The 23,942-nt window shown below is 72.5% G+C and carries 22 protein-coding genes; 8 read left to right on the top strand and 14 right to left on the bottom strand.

Annotation, left to right across the window (positions count from 1 at the left end; translation table 11 throughout):
• Positions 1-108: 108 nt before the first annotated feature.
• Positions 109-1,875 (top strand): biotin carboxylase N-terminal domain-containing protein, encoded by a 1,767-nt coding sequence (locus ABC138_RS03765; protein WP_345912788.1) that lies wholly within the window; start codon positions 109-111, stop codon positions 1,873-1,875.
• Complete coding sequence (locus ABC138_RS03760; protein ID WP_082807394.1) at positions 1,875-3,878, top strand: MFS transporter; 2,004 nt, start codon at positions 1,875-1,877, stop codon at positions 3,876-3,878. The genes ABC138_RS03765 and ABC138_RS03760 overlap by 1 nt, the downstream gene beginning before the upstream one ends.
• Here ABC138_RS03760 and ABC138_RS03755 read toward each other — a convergent pair.
• The gene (locus ABC138_RS03755; RefSeq protein ID WP_068423851.1) at positions 3,839-4,135 is read right to left on the bottom strand and encodes an antitoxin; all 297 of its coding nucleotides are present in this window, start codon (positions 4,133-4,135) and stop codon (positions 3,839-3,841) included. The genes ABC138_RS03760 and ABC138_RS03755 overlap by 40 nt on opposite strands.
• A gap of 56 nt (positions 4,136-4,191) precedes the next feature.
• Positions 4,192-5,604, bottom strand: coding sequence for an NAD(P)H-quinone dehydrogenase (locus ABC138_RS03750; protein WP_068321979.1), 1,413 nt, complete (start codon positions 5,602-5,604; stop codon positions 4,192-4,194).
• Between the two features lie 25 nt (positions 5,605-5,629).
• Here ABC138_RS03750 and ABC138_RS03745 point away from each other — a divergent pair, with 25 nt between their 5' ends.
• Genes ABC138_RS03745 through deoC form a run of 5 tightly spaced genes read left to right on the top strand, consistent with a single transcriptional unit; the run spans position 5,630 to position 10,237 of the window.
• Positions 5,630-6,448 (top strand): purine-nucleoside phosphorylase, encoded by an 819-nt coding sequence (locus ABC138_RS03745; protein WP_338537744.1) that lies wholly within the window; start codon positions 5,630-5,632, stop codon positions 6,446-6,448.
• Complete coding sequence (locus ABC138_RS03740; RefSeq protein WP_345912787.1) at positions 6,448-8,148, top strand: phospho-sugar mutase; 1,701 nt, start codon at positions 6,448-6,450, stop codon at positions 8,146-8,148. The genes ABC138_RS03745 and ABC138_RS03740 overlap by 1 nt, the downstream gene beginning before the upstream one ends.
• An 11-nt stretch (positions 8,149-8,159) precedes the next feature.
• Entirely contained in the window at positions 8,160-8,792 is a 633-nt protein-coding gene (locus tag ABC138_RS03735; RefSeq protein WP_345912786.1) for an ATP-binding protein, read from the top strand.
• Positions 8,793-8,802: 10 nt separating this feature from the next.
• Positions 8,803-9,450: a YigZ family protein gene (locus ABC138_RS03730; protein ID WP_345912785.1), complete on the top strand. Its 648-nt coding sequence runs from the start codon at positions 8,803-8,805 to the stop codon at positions 9,448-9,450.
• A 10-nt stretch (positions 9,451-9,460) separates the two neighbouring features.
• Positions 9,461-10,237 carry a deoxyribose-phosphate aldolase gene (gene deoC / locus ABC138_RS03725; protein WP_345912784.1) on the top strand — a complete coding sequence of 259 codons (777 nt, stop codon included), beginning with the start codon at positions 9,461-9,463 and terminating at the stop codon, positions 10,235-10,237.
• 48 nt (positions 10,238-10,285) lie between these two features.
• Here the strand turns inward: deoC and ABC138_RS03720 are convergent, their stop codons facing one another.
• From ABC138_RS03720 to ABC138_RS03665, 12 genes are all read right to left on the bottom strand, one after another.
• On the bottom strand, positions 10,286-11,209 hold the full coding sequence (locus ABC138_RS03720) for a hypothetical protein (protein ID WP_345912783.1): 924 nt from the start codon (positions 11,207-11,209) through the stop codon (positions 10,286-10,288).
• A 142-nt stretch (positions 11,210-11,351) separates the two neighbouring features.
• The gene (locus ABC138_RS03715; protein ID WP_345912782.1) at positions 11,352-12,500 is read right to left on the bottom strand and encodes an adenosine deaminase; all 1,149 of its coding nucleotides are present in this window, start codon (positions 12,498-12,500) and stop codon (positions 11,352-11,354) included.
• Positions 12,497-12,631, bottom strand: a complete 135-nt coding sequence (locus ABC138_RS03710; protein WP_255218222.1) for a hypothetical protein — start codon at positions 12,629-12,631, stop codon at positions 12,497-12,499. The genes ABC138_RS03715 and ABC138_RS03710 overlap by 4 nt, the downstream gene beginning before the upstream one ends.
• Before the next feature lies 1 nt (position 12,632).
• On the bottom strand, positions 12,633-13,934 hold the full coding sequence (locus ABC138_RS03705) for a thymidine phosphorylase (protein ID WP_068321956.1): 1,302 nt from the start codon (positions 13,932-13,934) through the stop codon (positions 12,633-12,635).
• Positions 13,931-14,338: a cytidine deaminase gene (locus ABC138_RS03700; RefSeq protein ID WP_068321954.1), complete on the bottom strand. Its 408-nt coding sequence runs from the start codon at positions 14,336-14,338 to the stop codon at positions 13,931-13,933. Before ABC138_RS03700 ends, ABC138_RS03705 begins: the two co-directional genes overlap by 4 nt.
• 1 nt (position 14,339) lies before the next feature.
• Positions 14,340-15,602 (bottom strand): ABC transporter permease, encoded by a 1,263-nt coding sequence (locus ABC138_RS03695; protein WP_068321951.1) that lies wholly within the window; start codon positions 15,600-15,602, stop codon positions 14,340-14,342.
• A complete protein-coding gene (locus ABC138_RS03690; protein WP_068321949.1) occupies positions 15,599-16,696 on the bottom strand; it encodes an ABC transporter permease in 1,098 nt (365 codons plus the stop codon). The genes ABC138_RS03695 and ABC138_RS03690 overlap by 4 nt, the downstream gene beginning before the upstream one ends.
• Positions 16,693-18,234, bottom strand: coding sequence for an ABC transporter ATP-binding protein (locus ABC138_RS03685; RefSeq protein WP_068321946.1), 1,542 nt, complete (start codon positions 18,232-18,234; stop codon positions 16,693-16,695). Before ABC138_RS03685 ends, ABC138_RS03690 begins: the two co-directional genes overlap by 4 nt.
• A gap of 80 nt (positions 18,235-18,314) precedes the next feature.
• Positions 18,315-19,352 carry a BMP family ABC transporter substrate-binding protein gene (locus tag ABC138_RS03680; RefSeq protein ID WP_068321944.1) on the bottom strand — a complete coding sequence of 346 codons (1,038 nt, stop codon included), beginning with the start codon at positions 19,350-19,352 and terminating at the stop codon, positions 18,315-18,317.
• A gap of 192 nt (positions 19,353-19,544) precedes the next feature.
• On the bottom strand, positions 19,545-20,741 hold the full coding sequence (locus ABC138_RS03675) for an amidohydrolase (protein WP_068321941.1): 1,197 nt from the start codon (positions 20,739-20,741) through the stop codon (positions 19,545-19,547).
• Between the two features lie 46 nt (positions 20,742-20,787).
• Entirely contained in the window at positions 20,788-21,879 is a 1,092-nt protein-coding gene (locus tag ABC138_RS03670) for a mannose-1-phosphate guanylyltransferase (RefSeq protein WP_068321938.1), read from the bottom strand.
• On the bottom strand, positions 21,876-22,823 hold the full coding sequence (locus ABC138_RS03665) for a glycosyltransferase family 2 protein (RefSeq protein ID WP_345912781.1): 948 nt from the start codon (positions 22,821-22,823) through the stop codon (positions 21,876-21,878). Before ABC138_RS03665 ends, ABC138_RS03670 begins: the two co-directional genes overlap by 4 nt.
• Positions 22,824-22,933: 110 nt before the next feature.
• Between ABC138_RS03665 and ABC138_RS03660 the strand changes: the two genes are divergently transcribed.
• Positions 22,934-23,920, top strand: coding sequence for a UDP-glucuronic acid decarboxylase family protein (locus tag ABC138_RS03660; protein WP_245634765.1), 987 nt, complete (start codon positions 22,934-22,936; stop codon positions 23,918-23,920).
• The last annotated feature ends 22 nt before the right edge of the window (positions 23,921-23,942 follow it).

Genomic DNA, 23,942 nt, shown 5'->3' with positions numbered 1-23,942 from the left:
CGGCTCGCCAGAACACCCACGGAAGCGTCAGGAGAGCCGGAAAAGGTGGCGCGGGCCACGATGCGGTCGGGTCATCGAGGGGCTGGGGCACGCAGTAGTCTGCGACGCATGGCCATCAGCAAAGTCCTCATCGCGAACCGCGGCGAGATCGCCGTCCGCATCGCCCGTGCCTGCGCCGACGCAGGCATCGGCTCCGTCGCCGTCTACGCCGAGCCCGACCGTGACGCCTTGCACGTCAAGGTCGCCGACGAGGCGTACGCCCTCGGTGGGCAGACGCCCGCCGACAGCTACCTGCTCCAGGACAAGCTCCTCCAGGTCGCCAAGGACGCCGGTGCCGACGCGGTCCACCCGGGCTACGGCTTCCTCGCGGAGAACGCCGACTTCGCCCAGGCCGTCCTCGACGCCGGGCTGGTCTGGATCGGGCCGAGCCCGCAGGCCATCGACGCGCTCGGCGACAAGGCCAAGGCCAAGCACATCGCCGTCAAGGCCCACGCCCCGCTGGCCCCCGGCACCAACGACCCGGTCAAGGACGCCGACGAGGTCATCGCCCTGGCGCAGGAGTTCGGTCTGCCGATCGCCATCAAGGCCGTCTACGGCGGCGGCGGCCGCGGCCTCAAGGTTGCCCACACCATGGAGGAGATCCCCGAGCTCTACGACTCCGCCGTCCGCGAGGCCGTCACGGCCTTCGGCCGCGGCGAGTGCCTCGTGGAGAAGTTCCTCGACAAGCCCCGCCACGTCGAGACCCAGTGCCTCGCCGACCAGCACGGCAACGTCGTCGTCGTCTCCACGCGTGACTGCTCCCTGCAGCGCCGCAACCAGAAGCTCGTCGAGGAGGCACCCGCCCCCTTCCTCACCGAGGAGCAGCACGCCGAGCTCGTCCGCGCGTCCAAGGCGATCCTCAAGGAGGCCGGGTACGTCGGCGCCGGCACCTGCGAGTACCTCGTCGCCCAGGACGGCACGATCTCCTTCCTCGAGGTCAACACCCGCCTGCAGGTCGAGCACCCCGTGACCGAGGAGGTCACCGGCATCGACCTCGTCCGCGAGATGCTGCGCATCGCCGACGGCGAGGAGCTCGGCTACGACGACCCTGTCGCCCGCGGTCACTCCTTCGAGTTCCGCATCAACGGCGAGGACGCCGGCCGCAACTTCATGCCGGCCCCCGGCACCGTCACCAAGATGCGCGTGCCCCACGGCCCGGGTGTCCGCTGGGACGCCGGCATCGAGGAGGGCGACACCGTCGCCGGCGCCTTCGACTCGATGATCGCCAAGCTCATCGTCTCCGGCGCCACGCGCCAGCAGGCCCTCGAGCGCTCGCGCCGCGCCCTGGCCGAGCTCGTCGTCGACGGCATGCCGACGGTGGTCCCCTTCCACCGGGCGATCGTCTCCGACCCGGCCTTCGCGCCGGAGGGTGACGCCCCCTTCAGCGTCCACACCCGCTGGATCGAGACCGAGTTCGACAACCAGATCGCCCCCTACGGCGGCGAGGTCGGCGAGGCAGCGGACGAGGGCGAGCGCCAGAAGATCACCGTCGAGGTCGGCGGCAAGCGCCTCGAGGTCGTCCTGCCCGGTGGACTCTCGCTCGGTGGTGGCGGAGGTGCCGCGGCCAAGAAGAAGGCCCCGAAGCGCTCCGGCGGGGGTGGCGGCGGCGCCGCGGCCTCCGGCGACAGCCTCACCGCGCCGATGCAGGGCACCATCGTCAAGATCGCCGTCGAGGAGGGCCAGCAGGTGGCCGAGGGCGACCTGGTCGTCGTCCTCGAGGCGATGAAGATGGAGCAGCCGATCACCGCGCACCGGGCCGGCACCATCACCGGCCTGGCCGCCGAGGTCGGGGCCACGGTCAGCAACGGCGCGGTCATCGCCGAGATCAAGGACTGATGAGCGCCTCCCCCACGAGCCTCGACGCCGCCCCCGGCACGCCCTCGCGGCGTACCGGGGGCGGCCTCGTCATCGCCGTCCTCGCGCTGTGCGGCACCGTCGTCTCGCTCCAGCAGACGATGGTGCTGCCGCTCGTCCCCGAGCTGCCCGCCCTCATCGGCACCAGCACCGGCAATGCCTCGTGGATGGTGACCGCGACCCTCGTCGCCGGCGCCGTCGCGACCCCGGTCATCTCCCGCATGGCCGACATGTACGGCAAGCGGCGGATGATCCTCGTGACCCTGGCGATCGTCGCCCTCGGGGCGCTCGTGGGCGCCTTCGCCACCACCCTCCCGCTCCTGCTCCTCGCCCGTGCCCTGCAGGGCATGGGCATGGCACTCGTGCCGGTCGGGATCGCGACGATGCGCGACGAGCTCGACCCCGACCGCGTGCCCCTGGCCGTGGCCCTGATGAGCGCGACCCTGGCCATCGGTGCCGGCGTCGGCCTGCCCCTCGGCGGCTACCTCGCCGAGGCCTTCGACTGGCACGTCGTGCTGTGGCTGCCGGGCGTGCTCGCGCTCGTCATGCTGGCGCTGGTGCTCGTCACCGTCACGGAGTCGAGCGTGCGCACCGCCGGCGCCTTCGACCACCGGGGCGCCGTGCTGCTCAGCCTCGCCCTCGTCCTGCTGCTCCTCGCGGTCTCCAAGGGCTCGGACTGGGGCTGGACGGACGCCCGAACCCTCACGTCCGTCGCCGCGGGGGTCGCGCTGCTCGCGGTCTTCGTACCGCTCGAGCTGCGCATCCCGAACCCCCTCGTCGACATCCGCACCGCCGCGCAGCCGGTCGTCATGGCGGCCAACGCCATCTCGGTCTTCATGGGGTTCGCGATGTTCGTCAACATGCTCGTCTCGACGCAGCTGCTGCAGACCCCCACGAGCACCGGGTACGGCCTGGGCCTGGACGCACTCCACGCCGGGCTGTGGATGGCCCCGTCGGCCGCGGCCTTCGGACTCCTCGCGCCGCTGTCGGGGTGGGTCACCCGCCGCTTCGGCCCCGAGCTGGCCATCGGCCTCGGCGGCGCGATCATGACGATCTCCTACCTCGCCCGCATCCCGCTGAGCGGCACGGTCACCCTCGTCGTCCTCGGCACGATCACGGTGACCATCGGCACCGCCCTGGCCTACTCGGCGCTGCCGACGCTCATCATGCGCTCGGTCCCCGTCACCGAGACGGCGGCGGCCAACGGCCTGAACACCCTGCTCCGCTCCGTGGGCACCTCGAGCGCCAGCGCGGTCACCGCCGCCGTGCTCGCCGCTAGCGTCTCGGCGGCGACGCAGGGGCACCCGAGCTTCGGCGCGCTGCAGCTGATGTTCGTCCTCGCCGCCAGCGCCGCGGCCGTCTCGACGGGCGTCATCGTCCCCTTCCTGCGGCGGCGGGTCGCGGAGGGCGAGACCCAGTCGACCGAGCGGCTCACCGTCGACCACGTCGTCCGGGGCCGGGTCGTGGACCCGCAGGGCCGTGGGGTGCCTGGCGCGATCGTCACCGTCCTCGGGGGGCGCGGCAGCCACATGGACTGGGCGCACACGGACTCGGCGGGCGACTTCAGCGTCGCCACCGGCGGCCGGATGCGCCACCTCTTCGTCGTCTCGGCCATCGGGTGGGCGCCCGTCTCGGCGTACCCGGACCTCTCCGAGGACCGGACGCTCGCCCCCTTCGTCGTCGGGGAACGGCTCACCGTCTCCGGGCGGGTCACCGACGAGCAGGGGCACGCGGCCGCGGACGCGTCGGTGGTCATCACCCGTCGCACGGGTGGCTCGGTCTCGTGGGTGCGCACGGACGCGGACGGCAGCTACGCGCTCCCCCTGCCGCGCGAAGGGGGCTACGACCTGACCGCGGTCGACCGCGCGTCGGGCGCCACCGCGAGCCGGCTCATCGCCGTCGGAGGACGCTCCATCACCCTCGACCTGCAGCTGGTCGCGGCGGCTCAGCCGGGCAGCTTGCCGCAGCCCGTCGGGTCGGACTGACGCTCGGGGTCGGTCTGACCCTTGGGGTCGGTCTGACCCTCGGGCCCGGTCTCCTGCTCGGTCGGCAGCCCGATCCTGTCCTCGAGGAAGTCGCCGGCCGTGTCGATGATCGACGTGAACCTGCCACCGGTGCGCTGGTCCACGGCGTCCTGGACCTTGTCGATCGCGCTGCGCGCCTGGTCCGGGTGGTCACGCGCCGCGTCCCGCGCCTTGTCGACGTACTCGCCACCGTTGAACTGCTGCGGGGTGTTGCCCATGGTCGGCTCCTTCGTCACGGAGCCGCCGGTCGGCCCCCTTCGACCCTAGCGGCGGATCAGTCCTCGCGACGGGGGTGCAGACGACGCGCGGCCTCCGCGAGCGTCCCCGTGAGCGAGGGGTAGACGGTGAAGGTCGAGGCGACCTGGTCGACCGACAGGCGGTTGTGGACCGCGATGGCGACCGGGAAGATCAGCTCGGAGGCCCGCGGGGCCACGACGACCCCGCCGAGGACCGTGCCGGTGCCGCGGTAGGCGAAGAGCTTGACGAAGCCCTCGGTGATCCCGAGCATCTTGGCGCGCGGGTTGCGCGAGAGCGGCATCGTCACGGCCTCGACGTCGGGGTTGTCCGCGGCGTCGGCAGCGGTGAGCCCGACCGTCGCGATCTCGGGGTCCGTGAAGACGTTGGCCGAGACGGCCGAGAGGCGAAGGGGGGCCACCGCGTCACCCAGCGCGTGCGCCATGGCCGTGCGGCCCTGCATGGCCGCGACCGACGCGAGGGCGAAGACTCCGGTGCAGTCCCCCGCCGCGTAGATGCCGCGGACCGAGGTGCGCGAGACCCGGTCGGTGACGACGTGGCCCGAGTCGCTCAGCTCGACCCCGACCTCCTCGAGGCCGATGTCGCGGGTGTTGGGCACGGCCCCGACGGCGATGAGCACGTGGCTGCCCTCGACCTCGCGGCCGTCCTCGAGCGTGACGACGACGCCGTCGCCGCGGCGCTGCGCCGAGGCCATCCGCGAGCGGTTGAGCACGGTCATGCCGCGACGGCGGAAGACGTCCTCGATGACCGCGGCCGCGTCCTGGTCCTCGCCCGGCAGGACGAGGTCGCGCGAGGAGACGAGCGTGACGTCCGCGCCGAGGCCGAGGTAGGCCTGGGCGAGCTCGGCGCCGGTGACACCGGAGCCGACGACGATGAGCCGCTCCGGCATGTCCGGCAGCGCGTAGATCTGCTGCCAGGTGAGGATCCGCTCGCCGTCCGGCTGAGCGGCCGCCAGCACCCGCGGGCTCGCCCCCGTGCTGAGGAGCACGACGTCGGCCTCGACGGTCTCGGTGCCCGTGCCGGTGGTGACCTCGACCGTGCTCGGCGAGGTGAGCCGGCCGGTCCCGGGCAGCACGCGCACGCCCACCTCGGCGAGGCGGGCGCTGATGTCGGCGGACTGCGCGGCGGCCAGATCCAGGACGCGCTGGTTGATGGCCCCCAGCTCCGCGACGGTCTCGGTCGCGACGTCCCCCTCGGGGTCCTCGAGGTGGACGCCGAGCTCGGCGGCGGTCCCGATGCCACCGAGGTAGTCGGCGGTCGCGATGAGGGTCTTGCTCGGGACGCAGTCGGTGAGCACCGCGGCCCCGCCGATGCCGTCCCGGTCGACGACGGTGACGGAGGCGCCGAGGTGGGCCGCGACGAGCGCCGCCTCGTAGCCGCCGGGTCCGCCACCGAGGATCACTACTGAGCTGGTTCGTGTCACGCCACCCATCCAACCACCCTTGTAGATTGCGGCTGTGACCGAGCAGACCCACAGCCAGGACCCCTTCGCCCTCGCCCGTGAGGCGGCGGCCGTCATCGCCGACCGCACCGGTGTCGAGCGCCACGACGTCGCCCTCGTGCTGGGCTCCGGCTGGGGCCAGACCGCGGACCTCGTCGGCGAGACGGTCACGACGATCGAGCAGGCGCAGGTGCCGGGTTTCTCCACCGCCGCCGTCGCCGGCCACTCCGGGCAGATGCGCTCCGTCGACATCGCCTCCTCGGGTCGTCGCGCGCTCGTCTTCGGCACCCGGACCCACTACTACGAAGGGCGGGGCGTGCGGGCCGTCGTGCACGCCGTCCGCACGGCGGCCGCGGCCGGTTGCCGGGCGATCGTCCTCACCAACGGGTGCGGCGGCCTGCGGCCGGAGTGGGGGCCCGGCACGCCGGTCCTCATCAGCGACCACCTCAACCTCACGGCGACCTCGCCGATCGAGGGCGCCAACTTCGTCGACCTCACCGACCTCTACTCCCCCCGCCTGCGCGAGCTGGCCCGCGAGATCGACCCCGAGCTCGACGAAGGCGTCTACGCCCAGTTCCGCGGGCCCCACTACGAGACGCCGGCCGAGGTGCGCATGGCCGGGATCCTCGGCGCCGACCTCGTCGGCATGAGCACGGCGCTCGAGGCGATCGCCGCGCGCGAGGCCGGGCTCGAGGTCCTCGGGCTCTCCCTGGTCACCAATGCCGCTGCCGGCATCAGCGAGACGCCGCTGGCGCACGACGAGGTCGTCGCCGCCGGGCAGGCTGCCGCCGAGCGCTGCGGCACCCTCCTCGCCGACATCGTGGGGCGCATCTGATGAGCGAGTACTCCGGTCGCCACTCCGCCACCGAGCTGCCCGACGACCTGCTCGTCGCGGCCGCGGAGTGGGCGGCCGACGACCCCGACCCGGTCACCCGCGCCGAGCTCCAGGACCTGGTCACCGCGGCCGAAGGGGGTGACGCCGTCGCCGTCGCCGACCTCACCGGCCGCTTCGCCGGTCTCCTGCAGTTCGGCACCGCCGGGCTGCGCGGCGCCCTGGGGGCCGGGCCGCACCGGATGAACCGCTCCGTCGTCATCCGCGCCGCCGCCGGCCTCGTGGCCCACCTGAAGACCCTGGGAGACGGCGCCTTCGTCGTCGTCGGGCGGGACGCGAGACACAACTCCGACGCCTTCGCCATCGACACGGCCGCCGTGGTCGTGGCTGCGGGCGGTCGGGCGGCGGTCCTGCCGCAGCCGCTGCCGACGCCGGTGCTCGCCTTCGCGATCCGTCACCTCGGCGCCGACGCCGGGGTCATGGTGACGGCCAGCCACAACCCGCCGCAGGACAACGGCTACAAGGTCTACCTCGGCGACGGCCGCCAGATCGTCCCGCCGAGCGACGCGCAGATCGCCGCGCAGATCGACCGGGTGGCGAGCGTCGCCGACGTCCCGCGCGCCGAGGGCGGGTGGGAGGTGCTCGGCGACGAGGTGCTCGAGGCCTACCTCGACGCGATCGCCGGAGTCGTCGCCCCGGACACCCCGCGCGACCTGCGGGTGCTGCACACCGCGCTGCACGGTGTCGGCGACGGCACGGTCCAGGCGGCCTTCACCCGGGCGGGTTTCGCTGCGCCCCAGCAGGTCCCGAGCCAGGCCGCGCCGGACCCGGACTTCCCCACGGTGGCCTTCCCCAACCCCGAGGAGGACGGCGCGCTCGACGCCGCCCTGGCCGCCGCCCGCGAGAGCGGGCCCGACCTGGTCATCGCCAACGACCCGGACGCCGACCGGTGCGCGGTGGCCGTCCCGGACGCCGGCGTCGACGGCGGGTGGCGGCTGCTGCGCGGTGACGAGCTCGGCGTGCTGCTCGCCTCCCACCTCATCGTGCGCGGGGTGCCCGAGGGACGTCGCATGGCCAGCTCGATCGTCTCCTCCCGGCTGCTCGCCGCGATGTGCCGCCAGTCCGGGGTGGCCCACGATGAGACGCTCACGGGGTTCAAGTGGATCGCCCGCGTCGAGGACCTGCACTACGGCTACGAGGAGGCGCTCGGCTACTGCGTCGCGCCCGACCTCGTCCGGGACAAGGACGGGGTCTCGGCCGCTCTCCTCGTCGCCGAGCTCGCCGCGATCCTCAAGGCCGAAGGCAGGACCCTCCAGTCGGTCCTCGACGACCTGCACACCCAGCTCGGCGTGCACGCGACGGACGCCTTCTCCATCCGGGTCACCGACCTCGCCGACATCGTCGTGCTCATGGCGCGCCTGCGCCGGACGCCACCGACGGAGGTCGCCGGCTCACCGGTCACGAGCAGCGAGGACCTGGCGCTGGGGGACGGTCGGCTGCCGCCGACCGAGGGCCTGCGCTACCTGCTCGACGACGGCTCGCGGATCATCGTGCGCCCCTCCGGGACGGAGCCCAAGCTCAAGGTCTACCTCGAGGCCATCGAACCGGTGGCCGCGCCCGAGGACCTCGGCGCGGCTCGCGAGCGCGCGGCGGAGCGCCTGGGCCGGGTGCGGGCAGCGATGGAGGGCCTCACCGCCCTCTAGACTCTCCCTTCGTGCCCACGCCCACCCCTGCCCCCGAGACCGGCCGCATCGTCGTCCTCGCGGGGCCGAGCGGATCGGGCAAGTCGCGGCTCGCCGGTCGCCTCCGGCGCCGGCACGGGTGGCCCGTCGTGCGGCTGGACGACTTCTACAAGGACGCCGACGCCCCGGACCTGCCGCTCAGCGAGGAGCTCGGGATGGTCGACTGGGACCACCCGGCCAGCTGGGACGAGGACGCCGCGGTCGCCTCCCTCCGCCGGCTGCTCACGACGGGCCAGACATCGATGCCCGTGTACGACATCAGCGTCTCGCGCGCCACCGGCACGCACACAGTGACCGCCCACGCGCACGACCTCGTCGTCGCCGAGGGCATCTTCGCGGCGGAGGCCATCCCGGCGCTGCGCGCGGCCGGGCTGCTGCACTCCGCGTGGTGCATCCGCCACCACCGGCTCAAGACCTTCGTCCTGCGCCTGGCGCGCGACCTCAGGGAGCGCCGCAAGCCCCCGCTCACGCTCGTCCACCGCGGCCTGGTGCTCATGCGCGAGGAACCGCGCGTCGTGGCTCGTCACGTCGAGCTGGGCGCGCGCTGCGCCACGCCGTCGCAGGCCGAGCGGCTGCTGGCCGGGCACCGTCCGAGCTGCGCCTGAGGACCCGGCGGTGGCGACGACGTCGTACCTGACGATCGCCCACGACGGCGAGGTCGAGATCGAGGTCAGGCGGTCCCGTTTCCGCTGCACGCTCGAGCGCGTCGAGACGCAGGACGAGGCGCGGGCCGTCGTGGAGCGGCTGCGCACGCAGCACTGGGACGCCCGGCACCACTGCTCTGCCTTCGTCCTCGGGCCCGAGCGCGGGACCACGCGCTCGTCCGACGACGGCGAACCCTCGGGGACCGCTGGTGCGCCCATGCTCGAGGTGCTCCTCGGGCACGGTGTGTCCGACGTCGTCGCGGTCGTGACCCGCTGGTTCGGTGGTGTGCTCCTCGGCACCGGTGGCCTGGTCCGCGCCTACGGCGACTCCGTGCGCGCCGGGCTGGCGGACGTCGGCACCCTGCGCCGCACGCTGGTCACCGAGCACGAGCTCGTCGTCCCGCACGCCGAGGCCGGCCGGATCGACAACGAGCTGCGCGCCCGGGGCGTCCGCGTGCACGGCGCCCGGTACGCCGCCGAGGTGACGCTGCGGCTCGGCGTCGCCGCCACCGACCAGGACACGCTGCCCCCGCTCGTGGCCGAGCTGACCGCGGGCACCGGCCGGCTGCGCGAGGTGGGCTCGCGCTGGGTGGACGGCGGGCGCGACGCCACCACCTAGGCTTGCGGCCATGACGCGACCCCCCTTCGCCGCCGGCAGCACGCTCACCGTCCAGGACGTCGCCGACCTCATCGACCATGCGCTGCTCAAGCCGGAGCTGACGCCCGACGAGGTCGCCACCTCGGTCCGCGAGCTCGCCGCGCAGCGCATCTGGAGCGTCTGCGTGCGGCCCAGCGACGTGGCCCTGGCCAGGGAGACCATCGCCGAGGTCGCCGGCAGCCCGACGCGGGTGTGCACGGTCATCGGCTTCCCCCACGGCACGACGTCGACCGCCGCCAAGGTCGCCGAGTCGCGGCAGGCCCTCGCCGACGGTGCGAGCGAGCTCGACATGGTCCTCAACATCGGCCGGCTGCGCGGCGGGGACGTCACCGCGGTGCGTGACGACATCGCGGCCGTCGTCGACGTCGGGCACGCGGCCGGCGCGATCGTCAAGGTCATCTTCGAGACCGCGCTGCTGGACGAGCGGGCGAAGGTCGACGCGTGCCGGGCGAGCGCCGATGCCGGGGCGGACTTCACCAAGACGGCCACCGGGTTCGCGGGAGGCGGCGCCACCCTCGCCGACGTCGCGCTGATGCGCGCCCACACCCCCGAGCGCATGGAGGTCAAGGCCTCCGGCGGCGTCCGCGACATCGCGACCCTCCTGGCGATGCTCGCCGAGGGCGTCACGCGCATCGGCACCTCGAGCACCGCGGCCCTGCTCGCCGAGGCCGAGCAGCTCGGTCCGGACGGCCTGGTCATCCCCGACCCCGGCCGGACCACCGACGCCGCCCCCAGCGCCACCTACTGACCCCTCCCTCCTCGGTGGAGGCGAACGCGCTGACCTTTCGTCCGCGCGTCAGCATCCACTCGTGAGACGCCGGTGCGCGGTGACGACCTGGGCCATGAAGTCCTCCTCCAAGGTGCGCAGCCCGATCGTGTCGATCCGCAGCACGGTGTCCCCGGCCAACGTCGCGAAATTGTGCCGCAGGTTGTCGTCGCTCACCGCCAGTCCCCACCGGTGGCCGGCTCCGTCGATCTCGACGACGAGGCCGCAGGCCCATCGCACGTCGAGGTAGATCCGGCCCCTGGGACCGCGCCTGACGACCTGCCGCTGCGGCTCCGGCAGGCCGTGGATCCGGCAGATCCGGGCGAAGTCGAGCTCGCTCAGCGCCTGGGCGCCACCCGCGATGTCGGCGGCGAGGAGCCTGATGAACTTCCGTCGGGTGCGACCGCGCACCTCGCGGGTGGCGACGACGAGCTGGTCCCCCGTGACCAGGCGCTGCTGGACGGGCAGCACCATGATGAGCGCCGCCTGTCGGTCCGAGCGGGCCCAGTGCGCTCCCCTCACGGCTGCCGGCCCGGGTGCCGCGACCGGGAGACCGGTCGCGCTGACATGGCGACGAGGGCGCGTGCGCACCTTGTGGAGCACGACCCCGTCGACGGGGTGGGTCCTCGCGGTGTGCGGCACCGAGACGTGGATGCTCGGCTCGGCGAATCCCGTGAGCCCCCTGTGGTGCAGTGCGCTCACGCCGTCGACCACGGCGATGCGCTCGCCCACCTCCCAGACCGCGCGCCAGCGCTGGGCGAGCAGGCTCAGGTCGCCCGTGTGGACCGCGATGGTCCATCGCCCGTGCTCACGCCAGCGACCCGCACGGACGTGGCCGCGCACCTCGTCGCGGTCGATCCCCGCCGCCCGCAGCATCCGCCGGGAGGCGACGCCGTCCTGCGCAGCAGCCGCTGCCACGGCGACCCGGTGCACGGCCCTGATGCGTTCGATCACGGACCCAGCACACCGGCTGCGAGCTGACCGAGGGCGGCGGACCACCGGGCTGTGGGTACCCGCGTCGTGAGCTCGCCCCCTGGGGACGAATCGGTGGAGGTGTACGCGCGGGGGTTTCCCCGGCGCGTACACCTCCACCCGGTCAGGGTCGGGTGGCAGCCGCTGCGTAGCCCGGCTTGATCGTCCCCTCGATGAGCTCCAGCCGCTCGTCGAAGGGGAGGAAGGCCGACTTCATCGCGTTGGTCGTCACCCAGCGCAGGTCCTCGAGCGTCCAGCCCGCCTCGGTGACCAGCGCGGTCATCTCCTTGGTCATCGACGTGTCCGACATCAGCCGGTTGTCGGTGTTGAGGGTGACGCGGTAGCGCAGCAGCGCGAGCAGGGTGATGGGGTGGGCGGCGATCGACGGCGCGGCGCCGGTCTGGACATTGCTGTGCGGGCACATCTCGAGCGGCACCCGGGTGTCCCGGACGAAGGACGCCAGCCGCCCGAGCCGCAGCTGCGAGGGGTCCTCCCGCGCGGCCTCGTTGGCGGCGAGGGGGTCGTCGGTGACGGTCGCCCCGCGGAAGCCGATGTCGTCGACGATGCGCACCCCGTGCCCGAGCCGGTCGGCGCCGCACCACTGCAGCGCCTCCCAGATGCTCGGCAGCCCGAAGGCCTCCCCGGCGTGGATCGTGAAGTGCGCGTTCTCGCGGCGCAGGTACTCGAAGGCGTCGAGGTGCCGGCTCGGGGGGTAGCCCGCCTCGGCGCCGGCGATGTCGAAGCCCCCGACCCCGCGGTCGCGGTAGCGCACGGCCAGCTCGGCGATCTCGCGCGACTTGGCCGCGTGGCGCATCGCGGTGAGCAGCCCCCGCACGACGATCGGGTGGCCCTCGGCAGCCGCGGCTTCCTCCCCTTCGCGGAACCCGGCGTCGACCTCCTCGACGACCTCCGTCAGGCTCAACCCGCCCTCGAGGTGCTGCTCGGGGGCGTAGCGCGACTCCGCGTAGACGACCCCGTCGCGGGCCAGGTCGAGGACGCTCTCGCGGGCGACGCGGCGCAGCGCGGGGGCGGTCTGCATGACACCCACGGTGTGCGCGAAGGTCTCGAGGTAGCGCACGAGCGAGCCCGAGTCGGCGGACTCGCGGAACCACCGGGCCAGGCCCTCGACCGTCCGGTCGGACCCGCCCACCGGCAGCTCGTGGCCGACCTCGTCGGCGAGGTCGAGCACGGTCTGCGGCCGCACGCCGCCGTCGAGGTGGTCGTGGAGCACCACCTTGGGCAGCGCCCGGACGGCGGCCTCGTCGAGGCTCATGCCTGGTCCTCGCGGTGCAGCGTGCCGGGGCCGAGGGCCGGTGTGCAGATGGCGACGCGACCGACGTGCTCGGCGATGACCATGCCGCCGGCGACGTCGATGATCGACGGGGAGGTGGTGAGCTCGGGCACCTCAGCGCTCCTCTGCGGTGATGCGGTCCAGCACGATCGGGGACGAAGGGGGCGCCTCCCGCGTGATCCGCCACCCGCCCTCGAGCGCCTGCCGGGCGCGCTCGAAGCGCTCCGGGGTGTCGGTGTGCAGCGTCATGAGCGGCTGACCGGCGCTGACGCGGTCCCCCGGGCGGGCGTGCAGCTCCACGCCGGCGCCGGCCTGCACGGGGTCCTCCTTGCGGGCGCGACCGGCACCCAGCCGCCAGGCCGCGACCCCGACGGACATCGCGTCGAGCTCGGCCAGGTGGCCGTCGGCGTCCGCGGTGATCGTCTCGGTCTCGCGGGCGGTGGGGAGCTCGGCGTCGGGGTCGCCGCCCTGCGCGGAGATCATCCGACGCCACACGTCCATGGCCCGGCCGTCGGCCAGGGCCGCGCGCAGCTCGTCGGTACCGACGTCCTTGCCGGCGGCGCGGGTCATCTCGTCGGCGAGCGCGACGGTGAGGTCGACGACGTCGGCCGGTCCCCCGCCCGAGAGGACCTCGACGGACTCGCGCACCTCGAGGGCGTTGCCGGCGGTCAGTCCGAGCGGCACGGACATGTCGGTGATCAGCGCGACGGTGTCGACCCCCGCGTCGGTGCCGAGGTCGACCATCGTGCGGGCGAGCTCGGTGGCGTCCTCACGGGACTTCATGAAGGCCCCGGACCCGACCTTGACGTCGAGGACGAGCGAGCCGGTGCCCTCGGCGATCTTCTTGCTCATGATCGAGCTGGCGATGAGCGGGATGGCCTCGACGGTCCCCGTGACATCCCGCAGCGCGTAGAGCTTCTTGTCAGCCGGGGCCAGGCCCGCGCCGGCGGCGCAGATGACCGCACCGACGTCCTCGAGCTGGGCGAGCATCTCGGCGTTGGTGAGGTCGGCCCGCCACCCGGGGACGGACTCCAGCTTGTCGAGCGTCCCGCCGGTGTGGCCGAGCCCGCGGCCGGACAGCTGCGGGACGGCGACGTCGAAGACGGCGACGAGCGGCGCCAGGGGCAGCGTGATCTTGTCACCCACGCCGCCGGTCGAGTGCTTGTCCGAGGTGGGGCGGCTCAGGGCGGCGAAGTCCATCCGCTCCCCGCTCGCGATCATGGCCGCGGTCCAGCGCGCGATCTCGGGGCGGGTCATGCCGTTGAGGAGGATCGCCATGGCCAGCGCCGACATCTGCTCGTCGGCGACGACCCCACGGGTGTAGGCGTCGATCACCCAGTCGATCTGCCCGTCCGTGAGCTCTCCCCGGTCACGCTTGGTCCGGATGATGTCGACGACGTCGTGCTGCTCGGTCACGGTGCTCCCTTCGTCAGGTCCTGCGCGCCGAAGGCCTGCGGGAGGATGTCGGCGATCGTCAGCTCCCCCTCGGGGGTCTGGATGCGGCACTGCGGCCCACCGTGCTCCCAGAGGAGCTGTCGGCAGCGGCCGCACGGCATCAGGGTCTCACCGCGTGCGTCGACGCACCACACGGCGACGAGCAGGCCGCCGCCGGTGCGCACGAGGTCGCTCACGAGACCGCACTCGGCGCACAGCCCGACGGCGTACGACGCGTTCTCGACGTTGCAGCCGCTCACCAGCCGCCCGTCGTCGGCGAGGCCGGCGACGCCGACCGGGAAGTGGGAGTAGGGCGCGTACGCCCGCTCCATGGCCTCGACCGCGGTCACCCGCACGCGCTCCCAGTCGGCGTCCGTGACCTCCATGTCAGTGGCCCTCTCCCCTGCGGTAGACCTTGCCGTCGGCCGCGGGCATCCGCAGCCGTTGGCTGGCGAAGGCGAGCACGAGCAGGGTCGTCAGGTGCGGGGCGAAGGGGGTGATCTCGCCCGGGACGGTGTCGCTGAGGGCCCAGTAGACGACGACGACGAGGCCCGCCACGACCGCGAAGGTCCCCTGCACGAACGCTCGGCGGCGCAGGACCTGCCACAGACCGATGCCGAGGAGGACGAGCGCGACGAGGAGCAGCAGCGCGTGCAGCGCGGCGCCGCCGCCGCGCAGCTGGAGCGCGTCCATGTAGCCGAAGAGGCCCGAGCCCATGAGCACGCCACCCGGGCGCCAGTTGCCGAAGATCATCGCGGCGAGACCGATGTAGCCCCGGCCGCCGGTCTGGCCCTCGCGGTAGGCGTCGGAGGCGACCATCGCGAGGAAGCCACCACCGAGCCCGGCGAGGCCGCCCGAGGCGACGACGGCGATGTACTTGTAGAGGTAGACGTTGACGCCGAGCGTCTCGGCGGCCACCGGCGACTCACCACAGCTGCGCACCCGCAGGCCGAAGGGGGTGCGCCACAGGACGTACCACGTCCCGGCGATCAGCAGCAGGGCGATGACGGTGAGGGCGGACAGGCCCGTCGTCGCGGCGCGCAGCACGGCGGCCACCTCGGAGACGAAGAACCAGCCCTTGGCCTCGACGCTGGCCAGCGGCTCCGAGATGCCGGGGATCCCCAGCTTCGGCAGCCCGGGCAGCTGCGGCGACTGGACGTCGCTGCCGCCCTCGACCTGGCCGAAGAAGCGCGCCGCGAGGTAGCTCGCGACACCGACGGCGACGATGTTCAGGGCCACACCGGAGACGATGTGGTCGACGCCGAAGGTGACGGTCGCGAGGGCGTGGACCAAGCCACCGAGCGCACCGCAGACGAGCGCACCGAGCACGCCGCCCCACGGACCGGCGTGGATCGCCCCGAAGGCAGCGCCCCACGTGCCGAGGACCATCATCCCCTCGAGCCCGATGTTGATGACGCCGGCCCGCTCCGACCACAGACCACCGAGGCCGGCGAGGGCCAGTGGCATGGCCCAGGCGAGGGCGGCGCTCAGGGTGCCGGACGAGGCGATGTCGCCCTGCCCGGTGACGACGCGGATCGTCGAGAGCACGACGATGAAGCCGGCGAGGGCCAGCGGCCAGAACCAGAAGGGCACCCGGCGAGAGGGCCGGGCGGGCTCGACCTCGGTCTCGGTCCCGACGCTGAGGGTCATGCCGGGGCTCCTTCCGTCGTGGCATCGAGCTGACGGGCGACGTGCCGCTGCTCCATGCGCTGCTCGATGCGGTGGACGACCTCGTAGGCGATGACGACCGCCAGGAGGATGACGCCCTGGATGATGAAGACGAGCGCGGGCGAGACGTCGGCGCGCAGCTGCAGCCCGTCGCTCGCCTTCTCCAGCCACGACCACAGCAAGGCCGCGAAGGCGATGCCGATCGGGTGGTTGCGGCCGAGGAGGGCGACGCCGATGCCGATGAAGCCGACGCCCGACTGGAAGTTCATGCCGTAGCTGTGGTCGGCGCCGAAGAAGCCCGGCATGCCGATGAGGCCGGCGACGGCACCCGAGGCGATCATCGCGACGAGGACCATCCGCGGGACCTTCACGCCGCTCGCGACCGCGGCCGACTCGGACTCACCGGTCGCGCGCACGTCGAAGCCGAAGCGGGTGCGGTTGATGACGAACCAGTAGCCGATGCCGAGGAGGACCGCGAGGAGGAGCAGGGTGTAGACCTTGCCCGTCGCGCCCGGGACGAGCCCGAGTCCCTCGAGCTGGCTCGAGGCCGGGATCTCCTGCGTGCTGCGGGTGTTGCTGCCCTCGGCGCGCTGTCCCCACGAGCGCAGGCCCCACGCGACGAGGCCGCCGGAGATCGCGTTGAGCATGATCGTCGAGATGACCTCGGAGACGCCGCGGCGGACCTTGAGCCAGCCGGCGATACCGGCCCAGAGACCCCCGACGAGCATCGCGACGAGCAGGGCCAGGACGATGTTGAGCGGCCCGGGCAGCCAGCCGTTGCCGGCGACGAGCGCCGCGGCGAAGGTGGCGATGCGGTACTGGCCGTCGACGCCGATGTTGAACAGCTTCATCTTGAAGCCGACCGCGACGGCGACGGCGGCGATGTAGTAGGTGATCCCGCTGTTGACGATGTTGACGATGGTGCGGGGCTTGGGTTCGGACAGCAGCGTCGCCCACACCTTGCCGACCGGGTCGCCCACCGCGACGAGCACGAGCGAGGTGACGACGAAGGCCACGACGACGGCGAGCACCGGGGCCGCGAGGGTGAGCGCCAGGCGGCGCGGGTCGAGCTTCATGATGCGTCCTTACCGGCGCCGGTCATCGCGCTGCCGAGCTCCTGGCTGGTCACGGTGTCGGGGTCGAACTCACCGGTGATCCGCCCCCGCAGGATGACCTTGATCGTGTCGGAGAGCCCGATGAGCTCCTCGAGGTCGGCGCTGACGAGCAGCACGGCGAGCCCCTCGCGCCGCGCGTCGCGGACGAGGTCCCAGATGGCAGCCTGCGCGCCGACGTCGACGCCTCGGGTCGGGTGGCTCGCGACGAGCACCTTGGGGTGGTGGCTCATCTCGCGGCCGACGATGAGCTTCTGCTGGTTGCCGCCGGACAGCGAGCCGACGGTCACGTCGATGCCCGGGGTGCGCACGTCGTACTCGCGCACGATCCGCTCGGTGTCCGCCTTCGCGGCCGAAGGGGTGAGCAGCCCACGTCTCGAGGACGGCGCCTCCGTCTGGTGGCCCAGCATGCGGTTCTCCCACAGCGGGGCGTCGAGGAGCAACCCTTGGCGGTGGCGGTCCTCCGGGATGTAGCCGACGCCCGCCTCGCGGATGGCGCGCACGTCCCAGTCCGAGATGTCGGTGCCCTCGAGGTGGACGGTGCCGGAGGTCGGCTCGAGCATGCCCATGAGGACCTCGACGAGCTCGGCCTGGCCGTTGCCCTCGACCCCGGCGATGCCCAGGACCTCCCCCGCATGGATGTCCAGCGTGATGTCCTGCAGCAGGTCGCGACCGTGGCCCCGCAGGGTGATCTCCCGCATCGAGAGCACGACCCGGTCGGTGACCGTCGACTCCTCGGTCTGCGGGGTCGGCAGCTCCGAGCCGACCATGAGCTCGGCGAGCTGGCGCGCGGTGACGCCGGCCGGGTCGACGGTGTCGACCGTCGTCCCGCGGCGGATCACGGTGACCGCGTCGGCGACGGAGAGCACCTCGTCCAGCTTGTGCGAGATGAACAGGACGGTGATGCCCTCGCGCTTCAGCTCACGCAGGTTGTCGAAGAGCTCCTCGACCTCCTGGGGCACGAGCACGGCGGTCGGCTCGTCGAGGATGATCGTGCGGGCCCCCCGGTAGAGCACCTTGAGGATCTCGACGCGCTGGCGCGCCCCGACGCCGAGGTCGGCGACGAGGGCGTCGGGGTCGATGTCGAGGCCGTACTCGTCGGAGATGCGGGTGATCTCGGCCCGCGCCCCGCCCCGGATGCCGTGCAGACGCTCGGCGCCGAGGACGACGTTCTCGGTCACCGTGAGGTTGTCCGCGAGCATGAAGTGCTGGAAGACCATGCCCACGCCGTGCTTGATCGCCTCGGACGGGCTGGACATCGTCACGGGTTCGCCGTTGATGCGGATCGTGCCCTCGTCGGGCTTCTGCACCCCGTAGAGCATCTTCATCAGCGTCGACTTGCCGGCGCCGTTCTCCCCGACGATGGCGTGGACGGTGCCGCGGCGGACACCGAAGGTGACGTCGCGGTTGGCGACGACGCCCGGGAACCTCTTGGTGATGCCCTCGACCTCGACGGCCAGGCCGCCGCCCCCGGTCACGGGCGCTGGGGTGGTGCTGCTCATGATGCCTCCGGTGGTGGCTCCGACAGGGACGGGGTCCGGCGACGCACTCGGCGCCGACGGACCCCGTCTCGATCAGGGCGTCACTTGGACGGGACGGAGATCTTCCCGTCGATGATCTGCTGCTCGTAGTCGTCGAGGTCCTTGGTGATGTCGTCGATCTTGCCGCCGGTGGTGGCGTAGGAGACGCCACCCTCCTTGAGGCCGTAGACGATGTTGCCGGACTGCGGCTTGCCGTCGACGCTGGCCTTGATGTAGTCGAAGACCGCCACGTCGACGTTCTTGACCATCGAGGTGATGATGACGTCGCGGACGCTCGCGTCGGCCGTCTTGGCCTGGTCGGAGTCGACGCCGATCGCCATCTTCTTGCTCTCGGACGCCGCCTTGAAGACACCCGAGCCGGAGCCGCCGGCCGCGTGGTAGACGACGTCCGCGCCCTTGTCGTACATGCCCTGGGCGGCGGTCTTGCCCTTCGCCGGGTCGGCGAAGCCGGAGCCGTCCTCGGCGAGGTACTTGACCTGGATGTCGATCTTGGGGTCGACGGCCTTGGCGCCGGCCTCGAAGCCCGCCTCGAACTTGTTGATCAGCGGCACGTCCGTCCCACCGATGAAGCCGACCTTGCCGCTCTTGGACTTCATCGCGGCGGCCGCGCCGACGAGGAAGGAGCCCTCCTGCTCGGCGAAGGTCAGCTGGGCGACGTTGTCGGCCTTGGACGCGTCGGAGGCGTCGTCGATGACGGCGAAGCTGATGTCCTGGTTGGCCTTGGCCGCGGCACCGATCGCGTTGGCGTAGATGAAGCCGACACCGATGATGTTGGTGCACCCGGCGTCGACGAGCTGGTTGAGGCGGTCCTCGCGGGCCGCGTCGTTCTCGCCCTGGCTGGCCTCGACCTCGTCGATCTCGACGCCGAGCTCGTCCTTGGCCTGGTCCAGGCCCTTGGCGGCGGAGTCGTTGAACGACTGGTCGCCGCGACCACCCACGTCGTAGGCGAGGCAGGCCTTGACGTCGCTGCCGCCGCCCTCGCCGGAGGTGGCGTCACCACCGGAGTCACTCCCACCGCACGCGCTCAGGGCCAGTGCGGCGACGGACATGATCGATGCAGCCTTCACGGTGTGACGCAAGGCGCTCTCCTTCTCGAGCAGGGGTACAGGGCACGCGATGGCGCATGCCGTCCGGGGGATGCTACGTCCGGGTACGCCCGGGGTCACCAGCCGATGCGATCCGTGGGCCAACTGTTATGAGACCGCGACCCCTCGCGCACCTCCGGCAGGGTTTTCCCTTGCAGGGCAGGACCCTGCCGGACGAGGGGGAGGTCAGTCCGCCTCGACCCGCGTCCACTCCCCCGCCGCGGCGATGGCGAGCAGGGCCGTGCCGTTGCGCACCGCGCCCTCGTCGACGACGAGGTCCCCCTGGTGGAGGTCGAAGGTGCGCCCGCCGTGGGTGCGCGTGCCCAGCCGGGCCATGGCGCCCTCGGCGTCGTGCAGCATCCAGGCGAAGTCCTCACCGCCGAGGCTGTGCGGCGTGGGCACCGGCCGCAGGCCCGCGGCCATCGTCGCGCGACCGAGCGCCGCCACGGCGGGTGCGTCGTTGACGACCGGCGGCACGCCGCGCACGTGGTCGACCGCCGCGTCGACGCCGTAGGGGCGCACGACGTCGTCGATGACCTCGTGGAGCAGCGGGCCGATCTCCTCCCAGAGGTTGACGTCGAGCATCCGCAGGGTGCCCTGGGCGACACCGGTGGAGGGGATGACGTTGATCGCCTCGCCGGCGGAGACCTTGCCCCACACGAGGACGAGACCGGCGCGCGGGTCCACCCTGCGGCTGAGCACCCCCGGCACGTCGGTGATGACCTTCGCCAGGGCGTACGTGAGGTCCTCGGTGAGGAAGGGGCGGGAGGTGTGGCCACCCCGGCCGCGCAGCGTGACCGTCACCTGGTCGGCCGCGGCGGTGAGCGCGCCCTCGCGCAGCCCGATCTCGCCGACGTCGAGTGCCGGGTCGCAGTGCACGGCGTAGACGGTGTCGACGCCCTGCATGACGCCGGCCTGCACGAACTGCAGCGCGCCACCGGGCATGCGCTCCTCGGCCGGCTGGAAGAGCAGGCGGACCGCGACGTGCCGGGCGGCGAGCTCGTCGGCGACCTCGGCGAGGGCCAGGCCCGCGCCGAGCAGGGCCGTCGTGTGCACGTCGTGGCCGCAGGCGTGGCAGACGCCGTCGACGGTCGAGCTCCAGTCGAGACCGGAGCGCTCGCGCACCGGCAGCGCGTCGAGGTCACCGCGCAGGGCGACCCGACGTCGTGGCTCGGGGGCGCCGAGGTCGACCACGAGACCGGTCTCGCCGACCGACCGCGGGGTGAGGCCCGCTGCCTCGAGCCGCGAGCGCAGCCGCTCGCTCGTGCGGTGCTCCTCGAAGGAGAGCTCGGGGTGGGCGTGCAGGTCCCGCCGGAAGTCGATCAGCTCCGGCAGCAGCTGGTCGATGACCCGCAGGAGCGTCGGGGCGAGGGGGGCAGTCATATCGGGTGAACTCTACCGACGGCCGGGCACCCGCCCGTGGAGGCGCTCACACGAGGTCGGTGCGTCCGGCGGCCTTGAGCGCCTCGACGACGAGCTTGACGTCCTGGGCGCGCTCACGACTGGCCACGAGGAGAGCGTCGGAGGTCTCGACGACGACGACGTCCTCGAGCCCGACGACCGCGACCATGCGCCCGGACTCGGAGACCACGAGACCGCCCGAGTCGACCGCCTGGACCTGCGCGGGGTCGCCGACGACGGTCATCGAGCCCTCCCCCTTCGGCAGCAGCCCGGAGAGCGACTTGAAGTCGCCGACGTCGTCCCAGTCGAAGACCCCGGGCACGACCGCGACCCTCCCTTCGTCCGCAGCGGGCTCGGCGACCGCGTGGTCGATCGAGATCTTCTCGAGCCCGGCCCAGCGCTCCTCCAGGAGCGAGGGCGCCGCGGCGATCTCGCGCAGGCCGGCGGCGAGGTCGGGGTGCCACCCCGCGAGGAGGTCGAGGAGCGTGCTCGCCCGCACGACGAACATGCCGGCGTTCCACCGGAACTCGCCGGTGGCGAGGTAGGAGGCGGCGCGGCGGGCGTCGGGCTTCTCGACGAACTGGCGCACCCGCGCGGCCGTGGGGTGCGCGCGCAGGCGCGGGCCCATCTGGATGTAGCCGAAACCCGTCGAGGGGAAGGTCGGCTCGATGCCGATCGTCACGAGCAGGTCGTCGCGCTGAGCGACGCCGACGGCCTCGGTGACCGCGGCGGCGAAGGCCTCCTCGTCGCGGATGACGTGGTCGGCGGCGAAGGAGCCGAGGATCGCCTCGGGGTCGCGCAGCTCCAGGACCGCGGCGGCCAGGCCGATCGCGGCCATGGAGTCGCGCGGCGAGGGCTCGGCGATGATCAGGTCCGAAGGGAGGTCCGGCACCTGCTCGGCGACCGCGGCGGCGTGGGCCGCGCCGGTGACGACGAGGACCCGCTCGGGGGCCAGGCAGCGCAGCCGGTCGACGGTCGCCTGGATGAGCGTGCGGCCGCTGCCGGTGAGGTCGTGGAGGAACTTCGGCGAGGCCGCGCGGGAGACGGGCCACAACCGCGTCCCGGCACCACCGGCGGGCACCACCGCCCAGAAGCGCTCGAGGTCGGGTGCCGTCGTCACAGGTCGTCCTCCCCGGTCGGTCCGAAGCGCAGGATCCGCAGCTGCTCGAGCGTCTCCTCCATGAGCACGCGGTTGGTGCGTTGCAGGTCGGCGATGACCAGCAGGGCGTACGAGAAGAGGGCCCCGACGATCAGCGCGGTGCCGAAGATCAACGACTGGACGTGGCCGCCCCCGTCACCCATCGCCGCGAGGACGAGGAAGCGGACGAAGGGGATGAGCCCCAGCAGCAGCAGCGCCGTCCCGAGCAGGCCGAAGAACACGTGCGGCTTGAACATGATGTAGGAGCGGATGATCGCCGACCCGGACTTCGCCATGTGCTGCCAGATGCTGGAGAAGAGCCGCGACTCGCGCGTCTTGTCGTTGGTCACCACGGGGATCGAGGCGATGGACATCCGCTTGTGCCCCGCCTGGATGATCGTCTCCATGCAGTACGAGAAGTCGGTGACGATGTTCAGCCGCATCAGCGACGCCGCGGAGTAGGCGCGGAAGCCGCTCGCGGCGTCCGGGAGGTCCGTGCTCGCCACCTTGTTGACCACGGCCGAGCCGAGCGCCTGCATCTGCCGCTTGAACGGGGAGAAGTGCTTGATGGTCCGGGTCTGCCGGTCCGCGACGACGATGTCGGCCTCGCCCGCGAGGATCGGTTGGACGAGGTCACCGATGCGCTCCTGCGGGTACTGGTTGTCCCCGTCGGTGTTGACGAGGATGTCGGCGCCGTGGCGCAGGGCGAAGTCGGCCCCGTCCCGGAAGGAGCGGGCCAGCCCCAGGGGCCGGGTGTGGCTGAGGACATGGGTGACGCCGAGCTTGCGGGCGACCTCGGCGGTGCGGTCGCTCGATCCGTCGTCGATGACGAGGGTCTCGATGACGTCGACGCCCGGGATCGACGCAGGGATCGTGGCCAGGACGAGGGGGAGCGTGGTCTCCTCGTCGAGGCAGGGGATCTGCACGATCACCTTCATGGGTCAGGGAGCCTTCCGGACTGGTGCTGGGATGAGCCGCGTCTCAGGGTAGTCGGCGCGTGCGACGGGCCGGAGCGACCAACGGGTAACCTGACGCGGTGAACGCTCGGGACCGCCAGGGAATGGCTCAGGAGATGGCCGGGCCCCCGCGCCGGGTGATGGTCACCGGTGGCGCCGGGTTCATCGGCTCGCACATCTGCGAACGGCTGCTGGAGCAGGGCCACGAGGTCCTCGTGGTCGACAACTTCTACTCGAGCACCCGACGCAACCTCACGCACCTGCTCGACCACCCCAGCTTCGAGCTGATGCGGCACGACGTGACCTTCCCGCTCTACGTGGAGGTCGACGAGATCTACCACCTCGCCTGCCCGGCGAGCCCGATCTACTACCAGCGCGACCCCGTGCAGACGACGAAGACGAGCGTCCACGGGTCGATCAACATGCTCGGTCTGGCGAAGCGCACCAAGGCCAAGATCCTCCTGTCCTCGACCTCCGAGGTCTACGGCGACCCGCAGGTCCACCCGCAGACCGAGGACTACTGGGGCAATGTCAACCCCATCGGCATCCGCTCCTGCTACGACGAGGGCAAGCGGTGCGCCGAGACGCTCTTCTTCGACTACCGGCGGCAGCACGACCTGGGCATCAAGGTCGCCCGGATCTTCAACACCTACGGCCCCCGGATGCAGCCCGACGACGGCCGGGTCGTCTCCAACTTCATCGTGCAGGCCCTGTCCGGTGCCCCCATCACCATCTACGGCGACGGCAGCCAGACCCGCTCCTTCTGCTTCGTCGACGACATGGTCGAGGGACTCATGGGCCTGATGGCGACCGACCACGAGGTCACCGGCCCCATCAACATCGGCAACCCCACCGAGTTCACCATGCTCGAGCTCGCCGAGCTCGTGCTCGAGCTGACCGGCAGCTCCTCGTCGATCGAGCACCGTCCCCTCCCCGAGGACGACCCGACCCGACGTCGGCCCGACATCACCCGGGCCACCGAGGTGCTGGGCTGGCACCCCCGCGCCCGGCTGCGCGACGGCCTCCAGCGCACGATCGACTACTTCACGCAGCTGCCGACCCGCTAGGGCGCTGGACGCGGGGCCCCGG

This window comes from Janibacter sp. LM, assembly GCF_039631275.1.
GTDB classification, from domain to species: Bacteria; Actinomycetota; Actinomycetes; order Actinomycetales; family Dermatophilaceae; genus Janibacter; species Janibacter terrae.
The sequence above is the reverse complement of the archived record's forward strand: the minus strand, read 5'-3'. Positions and strand labels throughout refer to the sequence as shown.

Excerpts from the sequence above, each read along its gene's own strand:
- ABC138_RS03700 (WP_068321954.1), bottom strand. The coding sequence starts at position 14,338 with ATGGAGGTCACGGACGCCGACTGGGAGCGCGTGCGGGTGACCGCGGTC.
- ABC138_RS03695 (WP_068321951.1), bottom strand. The coding sequence starts at position 15,602 with ATGACCCTCAGCGTCGGGACCGAGACCGAGGTCGAGCCCGCCCGGCCC.
- ABC138_RS03740 (WP_345912787.1), top strand. The coding sequence starts at position 6,448 with ATGAGCGAGTACTCCGGTCGCCACTCCGCCACCGAGCTGCCCGACGAC.
- ABC138_RS03765 (WP_345912788.1), top strand. The coding sequence starts at position 109 with ATGGCCATCAGCAAAGTCCTCATCGCGAACCGCGGCGAGATCGCCGTC.
- ABC138_RS03755 (WP_068423851.1), bottom strand. The coding sequence starts at position 4,135 with ATGGGCAACACCCCGCAGCAGTTCAACGGTGGCGAGTACGTCGACAAG.
- ABC138_RS03685 (WP_068321946.1), bottom strand. The coding sequence starts at position 18,234 with ATGAGCAGCACCACCCCAGCGCCCGTGACCGGGGGCGGCGGCCTGGCC.
- ABC138_RS03690 (WP_068321949.1), bottom strand. The coding sequence starts at position 16,696 with ATGAAGCTCGACCCGCGCCGCCTGGCGCTCACCCTCGCGGCCCCGGTG.
- ABC138_RS03760 (WP_082807394.1), top strand. The coding sequence starts at position 1,875 with ATGAGCGCCTCCCCCACGAGCCTCGACGCCGCCCCCGGCACGCCCTCG.
- deoC (WP_345912784.1), top strand. The coding sequence starts at position 9,461 with ATGACGCGACCCCCCTTCGCCGCCGGCAGCACGCTCACCGTCCAGGAC.
- ABC138_RS03750 (WP_068321979.1), bottom strand. The coding sequence starts at position 5,604 with ATGGGTGGCGTGACACGAACCAGCTCAGTAGTGATCCTCGGTGGCGGA.
- ABC138_RS03715 (WP_345912782.1), bottom strand. The coding sequence starts at position 12,500 with ATGAGCCTCGACGAGGCCGCCGTCCGGGCGCTGCCCAAGGTGGTGCTC.
- ABC138_RS03675 (WP_068321941.1), bottom strand. The coding sequence starts at position 20,741 with ATGACTGCCCCCCTCGCCCCGACGCTCCTGCGGGTCATCGACCAGCTG.